The sequence below is a fragment of the Bacteroides ihuae genome (assembly GCF_900104585.1).
GTDB lineage: Bacteria > Bacteroidota > Bacteroidia > Bacteroidales > Bacteroidaceae > Bacteroides > Bacteroides ihuae.
In genome coordinates, this window is sequence record NZ_FNVX01000005.1 from 824,690 (window position 1) to 843,311 (window position 18,622).

The 18,622-nt window shown below is 38.6% G+C and carries 17 protein-coding genes; 10 read left to right on the top strand and 7 right to left on the bottom strand.

Annotation, left to right across the window (positions count from 1 at the left end):
- Positions 1 to 172: 172 nt before the first annotated feature.
- Genes BQ5338_RS08810 through BQ5338_RS08820 form a run of 3 tightly spaced genes read right to left on the bottom strand, consistent with a single transcriptional unit; the run spans position 173 to position 5,291 of the window.
- Positions 173 to 2,650 (bottom strand): glycosyl hydrolase family 95 catalytic domain-containing protein, encoded by a 2,478-nt coding sequence (locus BQ5338_RS08810; RefSeq protein WP_071146434.1) that lies wholly within the window; start codon positions 2,648 to 2,650, stop codon positions 173 to 175.
- A gap of 26 nt (positions 2,651 to 2,676) precedes the next feature.
- Complete coding sequence (locus tag BQ5338_RS08815; RefSeq protein WP_078063435.1) at positions 2,677 to 3,081, bottom strand: diacylglycerol kinase family protein; 405 nt, start codon at positions 3,079 to 3,081, stop codon at positions 2,677 to 2,679.
- Positions 3,081 to 5,291, bottom strand: coding sequence for a RelA/SpoT family protein (locus BQ5338_RS08820; RefSeq protein ID WP_071146435.1), 2,211 nt, complete (start codon positions 5,289 to 5,291; stop codon positions 3,081 to 3,083). The genes BQ5338_RS08815 and BQ5338_RS08820 overlap by 1 nt, the downstream gene beginning before the upstream one ends.
- A gap of 188 nt (positions 5,292 to 5,479) precedes the next feature.
- Between BQ5338_RS08820 and BQ5338_RS08825 the strand changes: the two genes are divergently transcribed.
- The 10 genes from BQ5338_RS08825 (at position 5,480) to BQ5338_RS08875 (ending at position 15,846) form a co-directional block, all read left to right on the top strand.
- On the top strand, positions 5,480 to 6,997 hold the full coding sequence (locus BQ5338_RS08825) for a DUF4301 family protein (protein WP_071146436.1): 1,518 nt from the start codon (positions 5,480 to 5,482) through the stop codon (positions 6,995 to 6,997).
- Positions 6,998 to 7,081: 84 nt separating this feature from the next.
- The gene (gene purT, locus BQ5338_RS08830) at positions 7,082 to 8,248 is read left to right on the top strand and encodes a formate-dependent phosphoribosylglycinamide formyltransferase (protein ID WP_071146437.1); all 1,167 of its coding nucleotides are present in this window, start codon (positions 7,082 to 7,084) and stop codon (positions 8,246 to 8,248) included.
- 256 nt (positions 8,249 to 8,504) lie between these two features.
- Positions 8,505 to 10,022: a F0F1 ATP synthase subunit beta gene (atpD, locus tag BQ5338_RS08835; RefSeq protein WP_071146438.1), complete on the top strand. Its 1,518-nt coding sequence runs from the start codon at positions 8,505 to 8,507 to the stop codon at positions 10,020 to 10,022.
- A gap of 42 nt (positions 10,023 to 10,064) precedes the next feature.
- On the top strand, positions 10,065 to 10,310 hold the full coding sequence (locus BQ5338_RS08840; protein WP_139265216.1) for a F0F1 ATP synthase subunit epsilon: 246 nt from the start codon (positions 10,065 to 10,067) through the stop codon (positions 10,308 to 10,310).
- Positions 10,311 to 10,724: 414 nt separating this feature from the next.
- Positions 10,725 to 11,819: a F0F1 ATP synthase subunit A gene (atpB, locus tag BQ5338_RS08850; RefSeq protein WP_071146441.1), complete on the top strand. Its 1,095-nt coding sequence runs from the start codon at positions 10,725 to 10,727 to the stop codon at positions 11,817 to 11,819.
- Between the two features lie 56 nt (positions 11,820 to 11,875).
- Complete coding sequence (gene atpE, locus BQ5338_RS08855; protein WP_071146442.1) at positions 11,876 to 12,133, top strand: ATP synthase F0 subunit C; 258 nt, start codon at positions 11,876 to 11,878, stop codon at positions 12,131 to 12,133.
- A gap of 12 nt (positions 12,134 to 12,145) precedes the next feature.
- On the top strand, positions 12,146 to 12,646 hold the full coding sequence (gene atpF / locus BQ5338_RS08860; protein WP_071146443.1) for a F0F1 ATP synthase subunit B: 501 nt from the start codon (positions 12,146 to 12,148) through the stop codon (positions 12,644 to 12,646).
- A 13-nt stretch (positions 12,647 to 12,659) separates the two neighbouring features.
- Positions 12,660 to 13,226 carry a F0F1 ATP synthase subunit delta gene (locus BQ5338_RS08865; RefSeq protein WP_071146444.1) on the top strand — a complete coding sequence of 189 codons (567 nt, stop codon included), beginning with the start codon at positions 12,660 to 12,662 and terminating at the stop codon, positions 13,224 to 13,226.
- Positions 13,227 to 13,270: 44 nt separating this feature from the next.
- Complete coding sequence (atpA, locus tag BQ5338_RS08870) at positions 13,271 to 14,857, top strand: F0F1 ATP synthase subunit alpha (RefSeq protein ID WP_071146445.1); 1,587 nt, start codon at positions 13,271 to 13,273, stop codon at positions 14,855 to 14,857.
- A gap of 122 nt (positions 14,858 to 14,979) precedes the next feature.
- Positions 14,980 to 15,846, top strand: coding sequence for a F0F1 ATP synthase subunit gamma (locus tag BQ5338_RS08875; protein ID WP_071146446.1), 867 nt, complete (start codon positions 14,980 to 14,982; stop codon positions 15,844 to 15,846).
- A gap of 86 nt (positions 15,847 to 15,932) precedes the next feature.
- On the opposite strand, the gene BQ5338_RS08880 is transcribed toward BQ5338_RS08875, so the two are convergent.
- The 4 genes from BQ5338_RS08880 to BQ5338_RS08890 all read right to left on the bottom strand — a co-directional run bounded on the left by BQ5338_RS08880 (position 15,933) and on the right by BQ5338_RS08890 (position 18,559).
- Positions 15,933 to 16,313: a hypothetical protein gene (locus BQ5338_RS08880; RefSeq protein WP_159431321.1), complete on the bottom strand. Its 381-nt coding sequence runs from the start codon at positions 16,311 to 16,313 to the stop codon at positions 15,933 to 15,935.
- A gap of 75 nt (positions 16,314 to 16,388) precedes the next feature.
- The gene (locus tag BQ5338_RS08885; RefSeq protein WP_205409934.1) at positions 16,389 to 17,576 is read right to left on the bottom strand and encodes an IS256 family transposase; all 1,188 of its coding nucleotides are present in this window, start codon (positions 17,574 to 17,576) and stop codon (positions 16,389 to 16,391) included.
- A 107-nt stretch (positions 17,577 to 17,683) separates the two neighbouring features.
- Positions 17,684 to 17,851 (bottom strand): hypothetical protein, encoded by a 168-nt coding sequence (locus tag BQ5338_RS16855; RefSeq protein WP_159431322.1) that lies wholly within the window; start codon positions 17,849 to 17,851, stop codon positions 17,684 to 17,686.
- A gap of 12 nt (positions 17,852 to 17,863) precedes the next feature.
- Complete coding sequence (locus tag BQ5338_RS08890; protein WP_071146448.1) at positions 17,864 to 18,559, bottom strand: response regulator transcription factor; 696 nt, start codon at positions 18,557 to 18,559, stop codon at positions 17,864 to 17,866.
- Positions 18,560 to 18,622 lie beyond the last annotated feature (63 nt).

Genomic DNA, 18,622 nt, shown 5'->3' on the forward strand with positions numbered 1-18,622 from the left:
GTGCGCAATCTTTACAGTCAGTATGCTAAAAATAGAACTCGGAACTTCAGCGTGGTGAACTAGTTAATTCACCGCGCTGAAGTAGTTAATTCACCACGCTGATCTAGTTAACTCAACAAACCCCTCTCACAAGGCTTGTGGATGGACTTATGTAATGGCGATAATTGTTTACTTATAAGGCTCCTTTAAAAGTTTCAAAGACCAATTCAACTTGTTCATCTTTGCTTAATTTCAAATCGAAAAAAGTCACTGGGTATTGATATACCTGAACTTGTTTATCGCTAATCACTTTAACTGAAGAAATTCCTTTTGGTATTTTGACTCTAAATTTATTTGCGTTTGTTGCTTTTATAGTGGCTAATGTTGCTTTCCCCTCTTTCCAATGAAGACTTACTCCAGCTCCACCACGTACTTTGAATCCTTGGAAACTTCCTTCTTTCCATGATGTCGGCAGTGCAGGTAAGAAGTCTATAAAACCATCATGACTTTGCAATAGCATTTCTCCAATACCTGACGTGCCTCCCCAATTACCATCCATCTGGAAAGGAGGATGCGAACAAAACAAATTAGGAAAAGTCCCGCTTCCTCTTTGTTCAGGTGTTTCGGGAGCATAAGCCGGAATCAATAAGCTTTTAAACAACTTATATGCTCGGTCGCCATCACCTAAACGTGCCCAAAAGTTAATTTTCCATGCACGGCTCCAGCCTGTACCTTCGTCGCCTCGACGATTGAGCGTTGAGCGGCAAGCTTCTGCCAATTCAGGTGTCTTTGTCAGTGTAATCTGATTGCCGGGATGCAATCCGTAAAGATGGGATACATGCCGATGGTGTATATCTGTTTCTTTATAATCTTCTAACCATTCCATTAGGTAGCCCTCTTTGCTTATCTGCAGTGGTGGAAGTTGTTTACGCGCACTTTCCAGCTGGCGTCTATAACTACTGTCGACACCAAGAATGCGAGATGCTTCTATTACGTTAGTGTAGAGTTCATTCACTAGCTCAGTATCCATCGTTGGCCCCATGCACACGCTGATGGGTGTTTTATCATCACCCATATAAAAAGAGTTTTCGGGCGAAGAAGTAGGAGCGGTTACCAACCATCCATGAGTAGGTTCTTTAACCATCGTTGAGAGGAAAAACTCTGAGGCTCCTTTCATTACGGGATATACTTCCTTTAGGTATTTTTTATCTCCATTGTAGAGATAATGTTCCCATAGATGCGCACATAGCCATGCACCACCCGTATTTGTGGCTCCCCATGAAGGGCGTTCGCCCGGTGCGGTAAATTGCCATACGTTGGTCATCATGTGTGCCACCCATCCTTTGGCATCTTTGCCATAAAACGCTTTGGCTGTGAGTTCTCCACTCTTAACTAGCCCTTTAGTTAACTCTATAAGCGGTAGATGTAGTTCTGACAAGTTGCCTTGTTCCACAGGCCAATGATTCATTTGCACATTAATGTTCAGATGATAATCGCCATTCCATGGCGTGCTGCATTCATTGGCCCATAATCCTTGTAAATTAGGTGGGAGTGATCCCGGACGGGTGCTACTAATAAGTAGGTAACGCCCATAATTGTAATAGAGCGCTGCTAGTGCAGGATCATCTTCTTTTTGAAAACGACGGATGCGTTCGTCAGTAGGCAATTGCCAAGGACCTTCTGCATCATTGGCATAATCATCCTTTCCGATAAAGAGCGATGTGCGTTTAAAAAGTTTCTGATATTCGTTGATATATTCTTTTTTTAAATCACTGTAGGGAAGTGCCGCTATATCTCTTAGTTGTTGATCGGCTTGCTTTCGGTATTCCTTATTCTCGAAACTAGTTGCAGCAGACAGATAGATGGTCGCTACGTCGGCATTTTGAATTTGTATACCTTTATCGGTGACACTGATGCATTCTTTTGGAGCATTGACTACCATCTTTACGATGAAACGTACTCCTTCCACTCCCTCTTTTCCACTATCTAAACTTCCTTCCATGATCAGTGTGTCGCCACATGTTTTCACTGTTGCCCGTTCAGGACGATTTAACTGCGCTAAAAATGAAATCTGTTTCTCGCCGGGATTGAGTGGAGTACTCAAGCGAATTACCATCGCATCTTTAGAATGCGACACAAAATAGGTACGTACATAATTGAGACCTTTAGTGAAGTGTGTAGCAGACAAACCTTGTTCTAAATCTAAAAAACGCTTGTATGCTTTGCTGCGAGAAGGTGTATTGTAATAATATTCAATATCCAGATTGCCCAACATTTGATAGGCTCCGTATGTACCGCCTTTCTCTGGTTTTACCGGAACGAAGTGTTGATACATCAATTCTTGCGCTTCTTTATTTTTGCCTTGAAATAAAAGTTCTCTGATGGCCGGCAAATAAGAAGAGGCTTCAGAATTGTTGTAGTCTGCTTTCGATCCACTCCACATGGTGATGTCATTCAAAACAATACGTTCTTTTTCAACACCTCCATCAGGCATCATTCCCAATCGACCGTTGCCTAGAGGTAATGTTTCTTCCCATTGAGTGGCAGGTTTATTATACCATAGGGTATTATTAATTTGAGAGATAAGTTTTTGACCATCTTCGGCATATATTGTATTTATTGCCGCGAGGCTGAGTAGGAATAGAGTTAGTAATTGCTTCTTTCTTATCATACCTTGATGTGTTTTTGATGGTGAAATTAAATAAAATAGGGCATAAAGATGAGTAATCCTATTATTGCTGCAACGATGGCACAAATTAATACGGCACCTGCCGCTATATCTTTTACATCACCTGCAATAGGATTTTTTTTTGGCGAAACGAGGTTCACCAAGCGCTCGATAGCAGTATTAAACGCCTCGGCAGCAAGCACCAATCCGAAGCAAAAAAGAACGGCTATCCATTCCATTCGGTTGATATTAAAATAGAAACCTGCAATTGTTACCACTACGATTGCGCAACAATGAAACCATCCATTACGCTCTGTACGGAGAAAGCTAATGATTCCTTTCGTGGCATAAAAGAAACCTTTAAGAAATTGAGTAAATAGACTTTTTTGTTTTGTCTCTTGCTCCACGGTAGTCTCCTTAATGCATGTTTTCATTAGCTTCTGTTTACCTGCTTTACCCCTTTGACTGTTCTCAGTTTTTTTATAAGAGCTTCGAGTCGTCCGGTATCGCTTACCATGATAGTGAGAGTACCTGAAAAAAGGCCATCATTGGATTCAACGCTAATAGAGCGTAGTGCGATTCCATTCTCTTTAGATATGACAGAGGTGATATTGGTAACAATACCTATATCATCGTGCCCCACTACTCGGAGAGTAATGGGATATTGTGTACCTTGCGATTTACCGGCCCAACGTGCTTTTACTATGCGGTAACCAAAACGTTCCATCATCTGGTGCGCATTGGGGCAGTCGTGGCGATGAATTTTTATTCCTCCCGATACAGTTACGAATCCAAAAACCTCATCCCCATAGATTGGATTACAGCATTTGGCAAGTTTAAAGTCAATACCTTTTAGATTCTGATCGATGACCAACACATCTTCTTTTCCCGCAGTCTCGTCTATTTGATTCTGAAGGTTATATCCTTCTGCACTACGATATACGAGGTCTTCATGCGGATCATTCTCTCGTCTTTTCTGTTCGATATATTTATCTAAAAGATCATTTACTTCCAGTGAGCCTTCTGCTATCTTTTGGTAGAACTCCGTAACGGTTTTGTATCCCATCCGTTTGATAAGACGCATCATCACACCTTCGTCATACTCCATTTTACGATTCTTGAACTTCCGTTCAATGGTTTCTTTCGCAAAATCATGCTGTTTGGAAGCCATTTCTTTAAGAGCCTGACGAATTTTGGTTCGTGCTTTTGAGGTAGTGACGATATTCAGCCAGTCTTGCTTTGGAGTTTGAGTGTTCGATGTCATTATCTCAACTTGGTCTCCACTATTCAATTTTTGTTTTAGCTGGACATTTTTGCCATTTACTTTTGCTCCAATACATTTGCTCCCCAGTTTGCTGTGTATGTGAAAAGCAAAATCGAGTACTGTAGCACCAGCAGCTAGTTTGAACAGATCACCTTTGGGGGTAAAGACAAAGACCTCATCCTCATACAAGTCCATTTTAAACTGATCCATTACTTTCATGGAATCAGCATCGGGGTTTTCCAGAGCCTCACGAACAGAAGTTAGCCATTCGTCCAGTCCCGTTTCCCCTTTAACTCCTTTGTATCTCCAATGAGCAGCCAATCCTCGTTCGGCTATTTCATCCATGCGGCGGGTACGGATTTGTACTTCTACCCATTTTCCTTCGGGGCCCATCACAGTGATATGCAATGATTCATAACCATTGCTTTTAGGAATGGAGAGCCAGTCGCGTAGCCTTTTGGGGTTAGGTTGATACATATCTGTTACGATAGAATATACTTGCCAACACTCTTGCTTTTCTTTATCGGGATCAGCATCGATAATGATGCGGATGGCAAACAAATCGTAAATACCTTCAAAAGGTGTTTTTTGCTTTTGTATTTTGTTCCAGATGGAATGTATGGACTTTGTTCTTCCTTTAATGTCGAATTTCAACCCGGTATCCTCTACCTTTTTCTGAATTGGTTCAATGAATGAAGCAATATAGGTGTCTCGAGAAGACTTTGTCTCGTTGAGTTTATCTTTAATGAAGTAATAGGTTTCTCGTTGCGTGTATTTTAAGGAAAGATCTTCTAATTCGGATTTTAGCTTGTAAAGCCCTAACTTATGCGCTAAAGGGGCATATAGATAGACAGATTCATTGGCAATCTTCAAACGATCTTCGTTGTTTTCTGTGTTCTTGATTAGCCGCATAATGTTCACTCGGTCGGCAATCATAATCAATATCACTCGCATGTCTTCGGCAAATGAAAGCAGAAGATTGCGAAAGTTTTCTGACTCAATAGCTGCACTTTTTGCGTATAAATCATTTGCTTTAACTAAACCTTTAATAATGCTTGCCACATCACCTCCGAATTCAGATTTAATTGCTTCAAGTGTAACTGTGTTATTCTTAATAATATCGTGTAGCATAATACCTATGAGGCAAGAACCTTTCATTCCTATTTCATCGGCTACGATTACAGCTGTTTGCATATCCCTAATAATGGGATTCATTCCAAAATTATTGCGTTGTAAGTTATTGTTATTGACTGCTGATATAAGATGTTTTCTTAGTTTTCGTGCATCCTCTTTAGCAATGCTGTCTCCAGCAGATTGCAAGAGCTTCTTATATAAAGCAAGTAATTCTTTTTTTTCTGTTTTTGTGAAAAATGCATTCATAATTTGCCGAAGTATTAATATGCAAAGCTAATTCTATTGATTTTACCATATTTATGTTACAACAGTATTTTAGTACCGAGGTTATGGTGTATAAATTTCGTTGTAAAAATAGCTTTTTTTGTTTAGTATGCCGCACAAAGTAAATAACATTTTGTATTTTTGGGCATCAATTAATAAAATTACATAGGATGATTACACTACAAGACAAAGAATTGCTTGCTAAGAAGGGTATCACCGAATCTCAGATATCCGAACAACTAGCATGTTTCCGGACTGGGTTTCCTTATTTGAAATTAAGCGCAGCAGCATCTATAGAACGAGGCGTTTTATCACCTGAAGCTAGTGATGAAAAGTGCTATCTTAAATCATGGGAAGATTACACTCATACGGATAAAACGATAGTTAAATTTGTTCCTGCATCTGGTGCAGCCAGTCGAATGTTTAAAGACTTATTTGAGTTTTTGACTGCAGAATATAATAAACCTACCACTAATTTTGAAGTAACCTTTTTTACAAATCTCACTAAGTTTGCTTTCTATAATGATTTGGATGTGGCTTGTCTCAAGATAGAAGGTAAATCAATATCTTCTCTCTTGGCTGATGAAAATTATAAAGCAGTAGTGAATGCATTGCTTTCTGAGACAGGATTAAATTATGGTGGACTGCCAAAAGGGTTATTGAAATTCCATAAATACGAGGATGGTGTACGTACTCCCTTAGAAGAGCACTTAGTAGAAGGTGCTTTGTACGCTACCGGCAATAGCTCCCATGTTAATGTCCATTTCACAGTCTCTGCTGAACATCGCACTCTCTTTAAAGAATTGGCTGAAGAAAAAGTAGATGCTTATGGCCAAAAATATGATAGAAGTTATAATGTTACTTTTTCTGAACAGAAGTCGAACACAGATACTATAGCTGCCGATATGAAGAATGAACCTTTTCGCGATAAGGACAAATTATTCTTTCGTCCTGGAGGTCATGGAGCATTGATTGAAAACCTGAACGACTTAGATGCAGATATTCTATTCATTAAGAATATAGATAATGTAGTGCCCGATAAGTTGAAGGAGGACACGGTACGATATAAAAAACTTCTAGCAGGGGTATTGGTTACGCTGCAAAAGCAGGTATTTGAATATATGGAGTTACTTGATAGTGGACAATACACACACGAGCAGGTGCTAGAGGTCCTTCAATTTTTGCAGAAAAAGCTTTTCTGTAAAAATCCAGAGACGAATATATTGGAAGATGTGGAACTTGTACTTTATCTGAGGAGCAAACTAAATCGTCCGATGCGCGTTTGTGGGATGGTTAAAAATGTAGGTGAACCAGGTGGGGGACCATTTCTTGCGTACAATCAAGATGGAACCATTTCGTTGCAAATATTAGAAAGCTCGCAGATAGACATGACAAATCCTATAAGCAAGGAAATGTTTGAAAAAGGAAGTTACTTTAATCCGGTGGATTTGGTCTGTGCTGTTCGTGATTATAAAGGACATAAATTTGATTTAAGTAAGTTTGTAGATAAAGCTACTGGCTTCATTTCTTATAAATCAAAAAACGGAAAAGAGCTCAAAGCTCTTGAATTACCTGGATTATGGAACGGAGCAATGAGCGATTGGAACACAGTGTTTGTTGAAGTACCTCTAACAACGTTTAATCCCGTGAAGACAGTAAATGATTTATTGCGTGATCAGCATCAATAAAACCATAAATTGTTAATCAATAGATTAAAGGAACTACATCTTACTGTCATATTTCCGAAGAATATTTTAAAGTTGAAATATAAAATGAAAAAGATACTTTTGCTCGGATCGGGCGAATTGGGAAAAGAATTTGTTATCTCTGCACAACGTAAAGGACAATATATTATTGCTTGCGATTCGTACGTCGGGGCGCCGGCTATGCAGGTCGCAGATGAGTACGAAGTACTGGATATGCTTAATGGTGAAGAACTAGAACGTGTAGTAAAGAAACATCAACCAGATATCATTGTTCCAGAAATAGAGGCAATACGTACAGAACGTTTGTATGATTTCGAAAAAGGAGGTATTCAGGTTGTTCCAAGTGCGCGTGCAGTGAATTTTACAATGAATCGTAAGGCTATTCGCGATCTTGCCGCTAAGGAACTAAGGCTTAAAACAGCTCGCTATTTCTATGCTACTTCTTTTGATGAATTGAGAACGGCAGCTGATAAAATAGGTTTTCCTTGTGTTGTGAAGCCTCTCATGTCCTCGTCCGGCAAAGGACAATCGTTGGTGAAAAGTGCTGATGAGCTGCAACATGCTTGGGAATACGGTTGTAGTGGTAGCCGTGGCGATATTCGCGAACTAATTATTGAAGAGTTTATCCGTTTTGATAGTGAGATAACGCTGCTTACCGTAACACAAAAGAATGGCCCGACTCTTTTCTGTCCGCCAATAGGTCATGTGCAAAAAGGAGGAGATTATAGAGAAAGCTTTCAACCGGCTCATATTGACCCTGCTCATTTGCTAGAGGCACAGGATATGGCTGATAAAGTGACACGTTCACTTACAGGCGAAGGTTTGTGGGGAGTAGAGTTCTTTTTAAGTCATGAAAATGGAGTTTATTTTTCAGAATTGTCTCCTCGCCCCCATGACACAGGCATGGTAACACTGGCTGGAACACAGAACCTGAATGAATTTGAACTTCATTTGCGGGCAATTCTAGGATGGCCTATTCCTTGCATTAAACAAGAAAAAATAGGAGTCAGTGCGGTTATTCTTTCAACGATTTCTAGTCAGGAAGCCCCTCAATACAAAGGAATGGAAGAGGTTACTAAAGAGGAAGATACTTATCTACGCATCTTTGGCAAGCCATTCACTCGAGTAAATCGCCGTATGGGCGTAGTTCTATGTTATGCACCTCTGAATACTGAGATGAATGGATTGCGTGATAAAGCCAAACGTATAGCGGCTAAGATTGAAGTATATTAAATGGAACGTTATATTCATTGTCGATTCTAACTAATTTCAGAATGAGGATCGACTTGTTTCTATAACATGTTTACTCTTAATAGGCTTCAATATTGGTCTGTATGGCCTTAAAACAGGGCTAACGAATGTTATCTAAAAACAAAAAAAAAAAAACTGAAACAAGGATTCATTTTTGTTTCTATATTTGCAAAGTTGTTTGTCTAACTATTGAACAAACAGATAGAAATTACGTTTTTACCTAAAACATATTTTGCTTATGTCACAGATTATAGGGCATATTTCTCAGGTTATTGGCCCAGTGGTCGATGTCTTTTTTGACGGCTCTGAAACCGACCTGATGTTGCCAAGCATTCACGAAGCGTTAGAAATAAAAAGGTCTAACGGTAAAAAACTAATAGTAGAAGTACAGCAACATATTGGCGAAAACACAGTTCGTACCGTTGCGATGGATAGTACTGATGGATTGCAACGTGGAATGAAAGTTGTTCCAACTCATAGTCCTATTACCATGCCTATAGGCAATCAGATTAAGGGACGATTAATGAATGTGGTGGGGGAGTCTATCGATGGTATGAAAGATCTTAATAAAAAAGGGGCATATCCCATACATCGAGATCCACCTAAGTTTGAAGACTTAACGACTGTTCAAGAAGTCTTGTTCACTGGTATAAAAGTGATCGATCTGCTAGAGCCTTATTCTAAAGGTGGAAAAATTGGCTTGTTTGGTGGTGCTGGTGTAGGTAAGACGGTTCTTATTATGGAGCTTATCAATAACATTGCTAAAAAGCATAATGGATTTTCCGTTTTTGCCGGAGTAGGTGAACGTACTCGTGAAGGGAATGATTTACTTCGGGAAATGATTGAGTCAGGAGTTATCCGCTATGGAGAAGAGTTTAAAAAGAGTATGGAAGCTGGTCACTGGGATTTATCGAAGGTCGATTACGATGAAGTGGCTAAATCTCAAGCAACTTTGGTTTTTGGACAGATGAATGAACCTCCCGGGGCACGTTCTTCCGTAGCATTGTCTGGATTAACTGTAGCAGAATCATTTCGCGATTTGGCAGCTCAATCTGGTTCAAAAGATATCTTATTCTTTATTGATAACATATTCCGTTTTACTCAGGCAGGTTCTGAAGTTTCAGCACTATTAGGCCGTATGCCTTCTGCGGTAGGTTATCAACCTACATTAGCTACGGAGATGGGAGTTATGCAGGAACGCATCACTTCTACGAAAGCAGGTTCAATTACTTCTGTTCAGGCAGTTTATGTTCCTGCAGATGACTTGACTGACCCTGCGCCTGCTACAACTTTTACGCACCTTGATGCAACGACAGTACTTAGTCGTAAAATCACTGAGCTTGGTATCTATCCTGCTGTAGATCCTTTGGAATCAACTTCTCGTATTCTTGATCCGCTTGTTGTAGGACAAGAGCATTATGAAGTAGCTCAACGTGTAAAGCAGATATTGCAGCGTAATAAGGAATTGCAGGATATTATTTCTATTTTAGGTATGGAAGAACTTTCTGACGAAGATCGTCTGACTGTGAATCGAGCTCGTAGAGTACAACGTTTCCTTTCTCAACCATTTACAGTTGCAGAGCAGTTTACAGGTGTTCCAGGTGCTATGGTATCTATTGAAGATACGATTAAAGGATTTAAAATGATCCTTGATGGTGAAGTGGATTATCTTCCGGAATCGGCATTCCTTAATGTGGGTACTATTGAAGATGCAATAGCGAAAGGTAGGCTGTTATTGGAACAATCAAAAGAATAAGCGAGAGGCTTTTAAGAATATTTCAAAGATTATAAAATTTCGATAATGAATCTACATCTAAGTATAGTATCCCCTGAACGAGAATTGTTTGATGGAGAAGTAACTAGTGTCACTTTTCCGGGTACAATTGGTCTATTTACCATTTTACCTCAGCATGCTCCCATCGTTTCTTCGTTGATTAAAGGTGAGATTTTGTATATCAGCGATGGCAAAGAATCTACATTGAATATTCAGGATGGTTTTGTAGAATTGAGTAATGGAATTGTTTCAGCATGTGTTTCATTATAAACTAAATAAATATGGGTATAGATAGAATGAAATTTAATTATTTCACTTTTTTATCGCTGTTTACAATACTAACGAGTGCTATAGGAATATTAGTTTTTAAATATCTTCTACCTGGTCACTATTTTAGTTGGTTCCCTTTTATACCTGTTTATTTTGCTACACTCGGCGTGTTAACAACTTACATCTCTGATGTTTGTCGGAAACATGCACCAGAGAAATTGATACATTTGTATTTGGCACTAAAGATACTCTGGATCATATTCTCTATTATTGTTTTGCTTGTTTATTGTGTCGTAGTAAACGTCTCTATCAGAGATTTCTTACTCACTTTTATGGCGTTTTATTTAGTAAACTTGATATTTGAGACTTGGTTTTTTTCTGCATTTGAACGGAACCGAAAAAGAAAAAGAGAGAATGAAAAAGAAAAGATTGCATAAAATATTTGCCGTAATATTCTTACTGCTTGGCTTTGTTGCACTTCCTGCATCTGCCGAAAGTGAGCATGAACCTGTAAATGTGAAAGAAATTGTTTTTGGTCATATTGGAGATTCTTATGAATGGCATATCACAACGTGGGGAAATACAGCGATTCGTATTCCTTTGCCTGTTATAGTCTATAGTCAAACAACAGGTTGGCATTCGTTTATTTCATCTGAATTTGAAGAGAATAGCGGTAACTACGAAGGATTTTCTATTGCACCTGCAGGCAGTAAATATGAAGGGAAAATTGTAGAGCATGACGCTACTGGTAGCGAGATTCGTCCTTTCGATATCTCTATTACCAAGGTTACACTTTCTTTATTAATAAATACTTTCTTATTGGCTTTTATTATTTTAGGTGTTGCTCGTTGGTATAAAAAGAAACAAGCAAGTACTGCAGCTCCTGGTGGTTTTGTCGGTCTTATGGAGATGTTTATTATGATGATACACGACGATGTGATTAAAAGTTGTGTAGGTCCTAACTATAAAAAGTTTGCACCCTATTTGTTGACCGCATTCTTTTTTATCTTTATTAATAACATAATGGGGCTCATTCCTTTTTTTCCCGGAGGAGCCAATGTAACTGGTAATATTGCTATTACGCTTGTACTTGCTTTATTTACTTTTGTTATAGTGAATGTATTTGGAACTCGTGCTTACTGGAAAGATATTTTTTGGCCGGATGTTCCTTGGTGGCTAAAGGTACCTATACCTATGATGCCTGTTATCGAATTATTTGGAATATTTACAAAACCATTTGCTCTAATGATTCGTCTTTTTGCAAATATGTTGGCTGGGCACATGGCTATGTTAGTATTGACTTGCTTGATTTTTATTTCAGCAAGCATGGGACCATTTATGAATACTAGCCTCACTATCGCTTCGGTGCTCTTTAATATTTTCATGAATCTACTGGAATTACTGGTTGCATTCATTCAAGCCTATGTGTTTACGATGCTTTCAGCAGTATTTATAGGTTTGGCTCAAGAAGAACATCATACTCAAGAAGAAAGTGCTTCGGATCATTAACAACTACAATATAAATTTACAGATCAAAAATATCAATAATTTAAAAATAGAAAATTATGTTACTAACAGTATTATTACAAGCAACTGCAGCAGCAGTTGGAATAAGTAAATTGGGGGCAGCAGTAGGAGCTGGTCTCGCAGTTATCGGAGCAGGTATAGGCATTGGTAAAATTGGTGGTTCTGCTATGGAAGCTATCGGACGTCAACCTGATGCTTCAGGCGATATTCGTATGAATATGATCATCGCTGCTGCTTTGATTGAAGGTGTAGCTTTGTTGGCTATCGTTGTTTGTTTATTGGTGTTCTTTTTATAACAGACGAAATATATGTCATTATTATTGCCCGAAGCTGGGCTCTTGTTCTGGATGCTTCTTTCTTTTGGAATTGTATTTGCTTTGTTAGCAAAATATGGATTCCCTGTTATTATTAAGATGGTAGAGGATCGGAAGCTATACATCAATCAATCTATTCAAGTGGCTAAAGATGCTCATGAGCAACTTTCTAAACTGAAAAGCGAGAGTGAATTGATTATTGCCACTGCGAACAAAGAACAGGGACGAATTTTGAAAGAAACGATGCTCGAACGTGATAAAATCATCTATGAGGCTCGTAAACAGGCAGAAGCAGTTGCTCAAAAAGAATTGGATAATGTAAAAGCCCAAATTCTCTTGGAAAAAGAAGAAGCTATTCGTGATATTCGCCGTCAGGTTGCTGTTTTGTCGGTTGATATAGCTGAAAAAGTTATTCGTAAGACCATGAAGACTGAAAAAGAGCAAATGGAAATGATTGATCGTATGCTCGATGAAGTGTTATCTCCTAAATCATAAATGAGGTAGTAGTATGGAAGTAGGTATAATCTCAATGCGTTATGCAAAGGCACTAATTGCATATGCTAAATCAAATGGCGTAGAAAAACGTCTATATAAGGAGGTGTCTTTGTTGGCAAGTAATTTCGAATCATATCCAAACTTAAGGAAGGTTTTGGATAATCCGATTCTTCCTGCTGAAGAAAAATTGAAGGTTATTACTTCGGCGGCTACAATCGACGGAACTCAAGGAATCAGTAATGAATTGCAGCGTTTTATAAGACTTGTACTGGAGAAACGAAGAGAATCATATTTGCAATTTATCTGCTTGATGTATCAGGATTTATATCGAAAAATGAAACATATTGGTGTAGGGAAACTAATTACAGCAGTACCTGTTGACGAAGAAACCCGAACCCGAATTAAGAGTTCTGCAGCTCAACGACTACATGCACGTATGGAATTGAAAACAGTAGTTGACCCGTCTATTGAGGGAGGATTTATATTTGATATAAATGGATATCGGATTGATGCCAGTATTGCGACTCAACTAAAAAAAGTAAAGCGACAATTCATTGAAAGAAATAGAAGAATCGTATAATTTATAGTTGTAAAGGGATGTTTTTCAAAAATAAATAAGAAAATATGTCAGAAAATATAAAGGTGAGTGAGGTTTCCGATGTATTGCGCAAGCAATTAGAAGGTATCGAAACTCACATACAACTCGATGAGGTAGGTACTGTCCTACAGGTAAGTGACGGTGTGGCACGTATCTATGGATTGAATAATGCCGAGGCTAATGAGTTATTAGAATTCGACAATGGTATCAAAGCCATTGTGATGAATTTGGAAGAAGATAATGTCGGTGCTGTGTTATTGGGCCCTACAGATAAAATTAAGGAAGGTTTTACCGTTAAACGAACAGGTAGAATTGCTTCCATTCTTGTTGGTGAGAGCATGTTAGGACGTGTTATTGATCCACTGGGGGAACCGCTTGATGGCAAAGGAAGGATTGGCGGTGAACTGTTTGAGATGCCTTTGGAGCGTAAAGCCCCGGGAGTTATCTTTCGTCAACCCGTGAACCAACCGTTGCAGACTGGATTAAAATCGATAGATGCAATGATTCCAATAGGCCGTGGACAACGTGAATTAATTATCGGTGACAGGCAAACTGGAAAAACGTCCATTGCTATTGATGCGATAATTAATCAACGGGCTAATTATGACGCTGGAGATCCTATTTACTGTATCTATGTGGCAATTGGCCAAAAAGCTTCTACCGTTGCTACTATTGTAAATACTCTTCGAGAACATGGAGCTCTGGATTACACTGTTGTTGTAGCTGCTACAGCTGGTGATCCTGCTGCATTGCAATACTTTGCACCATTTGCTGGTGCTTCTATTGGCGAGTATTTTCGTGATACCGGTCGTCATGCATTAGTGGTTTACGATGATTTGTCTAAACAAGCTGTATCCTATCGTGAGGTGTCATTGATTCTTCGTCGCCCTTCCGGTCGTGAAGCGTACCCAGGTGATATTTTCTATTTGCACTCACGTTTGCTTGAACGTGCTGCAAAGATAATCAGCCAGCAAGAAGTAGCTTGTCAGATGAATGACCTTCCACCAAGTTTGAAAGGAAAAGTAAAAGGTGGTGGATCGCTAACAGCGTTGCCTATTATTGAAACACAAGCTGGTGACGTTTCTGCTTACATCCCTACAAATGTTATTTCTATCACTGATGGTCAGATATTTCTTGATACCGATTTATTTAATCAAGGTAACCGTCCTGCTATCAATGTGGGTATATCTGTTTCTCGTGTGGGTGGTAATGCTCAGATTAAAGCAATGAAAAAGGTTGCCGGTACATTGAAAATTGATCAAGCTCAGTTTAGAGAATTGGAAGCGTTCTCTAAGTTTAGTGGAGATATGGATCCGATAACTGCCCAAACTATTGATAAAGGACAGAAGAATGTACGTTTATTAGTTCAACCTCAATATTCTCCAATTCCAGTAGAGAAACAGATTGCTATTTTGTATTGCGGTACACACGGCCTTCTGAAAAATGTTCCTCTAAATAAAGTCCACGATTTTGAACAAAACTTTGTTAAGTCTTTGGAACTGAATCATCAGGTGGACGTTTTAGATGTGTTGAAAAGTGGAGTTATCAATAGCGAGGTATCAAAAGCTATTGAAGCAACAGCTGAAATGGTTGCTAAACAGTTCCTTATTTAAGAACTGCCTCTTTCTCGCTTATATCTTGATTCGAATCTATATCGTGTAGAAGATATTTTATTATATATACGATCACTGAATTCTTAATCTATATGATGTTTAAACTCTAAGATTGATTAATCATGGCTTCATTAAAAGAAATAAAATCGAGGATCACTTCGGTAAAAAGTACCCGACAGATCACATCGGCTATGAAAATGGTGGCTTCTGCAAAACTGCATAAGGCGCAGGGAGCCATTGAGAATATGTTACCTTATCAGTCGAAACTGAATGCTATTTTGACTAACTTTTTGAGCAATGACTCTACTATTGAATCGCCTTATATTGTTAGCAGGCCTGTTCATCGTGTGGCTATTGTAATCTTTTCTTCAAACAGTTCACTTTGTGGCGCTTTCAACGCTAATATAATTAAGCAGTTTGAACAAGTTATGGAGAAGTATAGCAGTTTAGGTCAAGATAACATTCTGATTTATCCCATTGGGAAAAAGATAGAGACGAGTGTTAAGAAGAAGGGATATGCAACTCAAGGTAGCTTTCAGCATTTGGCTGATAAGCCGTCATATCAAGAAGCATCCGAATTAGCTGTTCAACTGATGGGGCTTTTTGTCTCTCAAGAGGTAGATAAGGTTGAGCTTATTTATCATCATTTCAAGTCGGTGGGAAGCCATACTCTTGTTCATGAAGATTATTTGCCTATTGATTTGACAACTCAAAAAGTGGATGTTGAAAAAAGTAATATAGATTATATTGTAGAACCTTCTGCATCGGAATTTATAACAAGTCTACTCCCTCGGGTGATTACTTTGAAGATATTTACTGCGTTGCTTGATTCTAATGCTTCAGAGCATGCTGCTCGTACCATGGCTATGCAAGTTGCAACAGATAATGCGAATGAACTGATTTTAGACTTAACGAAACAGTATAATAAATCACGTCAGCAAGCTATTACCAATGAACTACTTGATATCATTGGTGGTAGTATGAAATAAGATAAGATACTTTAAGATTAATCACGTATCATCTTGAAGGCTTCTAATGGGCTTTCGAGAATACGTGATTTTTGTTTGCTCTTTTTTTAGTAAACATAAGGATTATATCCTCCACGTTGTACTTCCACACGTATTCCGAAGTTTTTGTTCACTTTTAATTCCATACCTCCTTTAAAATAGTTCTTGTCCCAAGGAAGCAGATTGTTTCCGGGCAGTTTGCTGCCATCAGGTGCATATTGCCCATAGAGGTTTAGTCTTAAGTTGCCGTTCAACTTTATTGTGCCCATTCCTAAGTTTTGCATTGGAGATTGAAAGCCAAATGCATTATATCCATACGTTAGAGTAGGTAGAGCGTCTGGAGTGACTTTAGTGAACATCCATTGAGGAGAGTGTTCAAGCGATTCGAGAAAATTCTCCATACTGGGAGTTGTTTTCAACATATCAGTATAAGAGGGTAATTGAACCATTGGCATGGTATATAAATTTGGGCACTATCCATAATTCTGTGTAAACTATGTTCGGGTTCGAGCTTTAGTCGAGTGCTAAAGTTCGATTCTGTTTTCAAAGATAACTAAAAATTGATTCATAACCACACCCCAATTTCTTATAGGCATCGTCCATTTCTTTTCAATCTCACTAATAGCCAACCAAACGGACTTTCTGAGGGCATCGTCAGTAGGAAATGATAATTTTGTTTTGGTATATTTCCGTATCTTGCCATTCAGATTTTCGATTAAATTGGTTGTATAAATGATAGTACGTATCTCTATGGGAAAATCAAAGAAAGCAGTCAGATCGTTCCAGTTGCGATGCCAACTTTGTACGGCATGACGATATTTAGCACCCCATTTTCGCTCAAATTCTTCCAATGCGATGGCTGCTTGGTCTCGATTGACGGAGGTATAAATCTCTTTCATATCAGCCGTAAACTCTTTTAAATCCTTCCATACAACATATCTACATGAATTACGTATTTGATGTACCACACATATTTGAGTTGTGGATTGGGGAAATACAGCACGTATGGTTTCGGTAAAGCCATTTAGGTTGTCAGTTACCGTTATAAGTATATCCTCCACACCACGTGCTTTGAGATCCGTTAGAACAGACATCCAAAAAGAAGAACTTTCAGTCTTCCCGATCCACATACCAAGAACTTCTTTGTAGCCACGGTTATTAAGCCCCACACATAGATAAACAGTCTTGTTTATCACTTTCCCAGATTCTCTAACCTTGAATACGATGCCATCCATCCAAACAACCATATATAATCGTTCTAGCGGGCGATTCTGCCATTCAATTGCAGCCTGAGTGACTTTATTGGTAATGATTGATATTGCACTGGTAGAGAGGTTTATTTGATAAATGTCTCGTAACTCATCCTCAATATCAGATACGCTCATTCCCTTTGCATAAAGAGAGATAACCAGGCGTTCTATAGATAAACCACGACTTTGATGTTTGGGAACTACAATAGGTTCAAACTCTCCTTTGCGATCACGAGGAACTTCGATTAGATGCTCACCATGCTCGCTCTGAATCTTCTTGCTAAAGCTTCCATTGCGAGAGTTACCACTGTTATAACCATCAGTACTATGCTTGTCATAACCTAAATGGGCATCCATCTCACCCTGAAGCATTTGTTCCAATACTTGAGAATGAAGATCTTTGAGAAACTGACTAACATCTTCCTCTGTCTTGAATTGACTCAAGAACTCTTTACTGAGCATCTCGGCAGGAACTGCCTGGCGCTTTTCTCGTTTTGACATAACACTATCCATATTTTTATTTTTAAAGATAAAAAAAATAACTCGAATCTAAAGACCCGAGCTAGAGTTTACACAATATATTGGATAGTGCCTAAATTTGCATCAAGCATATAGTCTCCAAAATGCTTATTGTTATTCATTCTAAGAGTAATGCTGTCCGATAGCACTTCGGATTGTGCCATAGCTGCTGTGATTGATACTGTCAACATAGCAAAGAATAGAATTGTTTTTTTCATATCAGCCTGTTTTTAGTTTACTATTAGTTTATAGCCAATGCCACGAACATTGACTATGCGTATTCGTTCATCTTGCGATAGTTTATGGCGAAGTTTAGTCATAAATACATGTAAGCTGCGCGAATTAAAAAAACTATCGTCTCCCCAAAGATCGAGCAATACGTCTTGCGCGTTGACCACTTGATTGCGATTTTCGCAAAGCCTATGCAATATTTCAGCTTCTCGGTGTGATAATTCCTGCCTCACCCCTGCAAAGGTAAGTATTTGTGTGGTCGAATCGAATAAATAATTACCAATTTCAAATTTGGAACTTTTCTCTTCCTCTGCATTATTAAATGCTTTGCCTACCAATGCTTTAATACGTACAATCAGTTCTTGCATGCCAAATGGTTTTTTTAGATAGTCGTTGGCGCCAAGTTCAAATCCTTCCACCACATCATTGATAGCAGAGCGGGCAGTGAGAAAAAGCACTGGTGTTTTCTTATCTATCTGACGAATGCGGCGAACCATTTCAAAACCATCCATTCGTGGCATCATTACATCTGCAACCATTACATCCGGTCGATGTTCAAAGAAGAGTCTTAAACCCTCTTCTCCATTGAATGCAGTGCGAATAATGAAGTTTTTTTCTTCAAGTGTATCTTTTATGATCATAGCCAGGGTCTGCTCATCTTCTACTAATAAGACGTTGATTTTTTTATTCTCCATACTTTTTTAATCTTAATTTGTAGGTTAATACATTTTTATAGAAGCTTCTGTTAATGTAACTTT

Excerpts from the sequence above, each read along its gene's own strand:
- BQ5338_RS08890 (WP_071146448.1), bottom strand. The coding sequence starts at position 18,559 with ATGGAGAATAAAAAAATCAACGTCTTATTAGTAGAAGATGAGCAGACC.
- atpE (WP_071146442.1), top strand. The coding sequence starts at position 11,876 with ATGTTACTAACAGTATTATTACAAGCAACTGCAGCAGCAGTTGGAATA.
- atpB (WP_071146441.1), top strand. The coding sequence starts at position 10,725 with ATGAAAAAGAAAAGATTGCATAAAATATTTGCCGTAATATTCTTACTG.
- BQ5338_RS08820 (WP_071146435.1), bottom strand. The coding sequence starts at position 5,291 with ATGAATGCATTTTTCACAAAAACAGAAAAAAAAGAATTACTTGCTTTA.
- BQ5338_RS08810 (WP_071146434.1), bottom strand. The coding sequence starts at position 2,650 with ATGATAAGAAAGAAGCAATTACTAACTCTATTCCTACTCAGCCTCGCG.
- purT (WP_071146437.1), top strand. The coding sequence starts at position 7,082 with ATGAAAAAGATACTTTTGCTCGGATCGGGCGAATTGGGAAAAGAATTT.
- BQ5338_RS16855 (WP_159431322.1), bottom strand. The coding sequence starts at position 17,851 with ATGAAAAAAACAATTCTATTCTTTGCTATGTTGACAGTATCAATCACA.
- BQ5338_RS08865 (WP_071146444.1), top strand. The coding sequence starts at position 12,660 with ATGGAAGTAGGTATAATCTCAATGCGTTATGCAAAGGCACTAATTGCA.
- atpA (WP_071146445.1), top strand. The coding sequence starts at position 13,271 with ATGTCAGAAAATATAAAGGTGAGTGAGGTTTCCGATGTATTGCGCAAG.
- BQ5338_RS08885 (WP_205409934.1), bottom strand. The coding sequence starts at position 17,576 with ATGCTCAGTAAAGAGTTCTTGAGTCAATTCAAGACAGAGGAAGATGTT.
- BQ5338_RS08880 (WP_159431321.1), bottom strand. The coding sequence starts at position 16,313 with ATGGTTCAATTACCCTCTTATACTGATATGTTGAAAACAACTCCCAGT.
- BQ5338_RS08875 (WP_071146446.1), top strand. The coding sequence starts at position 14,980 with ATGGCTTCATTAAAAGAAATAAAATCGAGGATCACTTCGGTAAAAAGT.
- atpD (WP_071146438.1), top strand. The coding sequence starts at position 8,505 with ATGTCACAGATTATAGGGCATATTTCTCAGGTTATTGGCCCAGTGGTC.
- atpF (WP_071146443.1), top strand. The coding sequence starts at position 12,146 with ATGTCATTATTATTGCCCGAAGCTGGGCTCTTGTTCTGGATGCTTCTT.
- BQ5338_RS08825 (WP_071146436.1), top strand. The coding sequence starts at position 5,480 with ATGATTACACTACAAGACAAAGAATTGCTTGCTAAGAAGGGTATCACC.
- BQ5338_RS08815 (WP_078063435.1), bottom strand. The coding sequence starts at position 3,081 with ATGAAAACATGCATTAAGGAGACTACCGTGGAGCAAGAGACAAAACAA.